Annotated in this window: 1 pseudogene; it reads right to left on the bottom strand. The window is 78.3% G+C overall.

Annotation, left to right across the window (positions count from 1 at the left end):
• Nucleotides 1-19 precede the first annotated feature (19 nt).
• Nucleotides 20-976, bottom strand: a pseudogene (locus HYE82_RS36665) (MBL fold metallo-hydrolase); the annotation flags it as partial.
• Between the last annotated feature and the right edge of the window lie 204 nt (nucleotides 977-1180).

Genomic DNA, 1180 nt, shown 5'->3' with positions numbered 1-1180 from the left:
GGACTGCGGGCGGGGGCGGTCACCAGGCGCGGGACCCCCCGACGGGCAGGTCCCACAGGTCCCCGCGGTCGAGGCCGGCGCGGTCCCAGGCGGCGCGGGTGCGGTGCAGCGGTTCCATGACCGGCTCGGCGGACAGGACGAACGTGCCCCAGTGCATGGGTGCCATCCGGCGGGCCCCGACGTCGCGGCACGCCTGTACGGCCTCCTCGGGGTCGGTGTGGACGTCGCACAGCCACCAGCGGGGGGCGTAGGCGCCGATCGGCAGCAGGGCCAGGTCGATGCCGGGGTGGCGGCGGCCGATCTCGGCGAACCAGTGGCCGTATCCGGAGTCGCCGGCGAAGTACACCTTGTGCGGGGTGGCGGACCGGGTGTCGGTGAGGATCCAGCCGCCCCACAGGCTGCGGCAGGTGTCGATGAGGGACCGCTTCGACCAGTGGTGGGCGGGGACGAAGTCGAAGCGTACGCCGTCCAGTTCGGCGGCCTCCCACCAGTCGAGCTCGGTGACGCGGGTGAAGCCCCGGCGGCGGCACCAGCGGCCGAGGCCGGCCGGGACGAAGAGGGCGGTGTGCCGGGGCAGCCGTCTGAGGGTGGGGGCGTCGAGGTGGTCGTAGTGGTTGTGGCTGATCACCACCGCGTCGACGGGCGGCAGGTCCGCCCAGCGGATGCCGACGGGGGTCATGCGGGGCGGGGTGGCGAGGATCCGGCGGGACCAGACGGGGTCGGTGAGGACGGTCAGCCCGCCGGTCCGCACGATCCAGCTGGCGTGGCCCGCCCAGGTGACGCAGGCGGTGCCGGGGGCGAGGTCGGGCAGCGGGCCCGGCCGGCAGGGCAGGTCGGGGATGCCGCGCAGGCCCTCGGGCCCGGGCCGGAAGACCCCCTCGCGCGCGAGCCGGGCGTAGGCGCGCAGCCCGGGAAGCGGAGTGGTGAGCCGATCGGCGAACGACCGCGGCCACACCCGCCGCTCCCCGACCGGCCGCAGCCCCCCGTCGGCACCCGGCCCGGGGTGTCCGGGCGCGGGGGGCGCCGGGCGCGCCGGTCCAGGGGGCGCGGGGCGTCCGGACGCCGGCGCGGCGGACGCGGGCGCAGCGGACGCGGGCGCAGCGGACGCGGGCGCAGCGGACGCGGGCGCAGCGGACGCGGGCGCAGCGGACGCGGGCGCAGCGGACGCGGGCGCCAAGGC

Source organism: Streptomyces sp. BR123 (assembly GCF_013401435.1).
Classification (GTDB): Bacteria; Actinomycetota; Actinomycetes; order Streptomycetales; family Streptomycetaceae; genus Streptomyces.
This window is presented reverse-complemented; position numbering and strand designations above follow the sequence as displayed.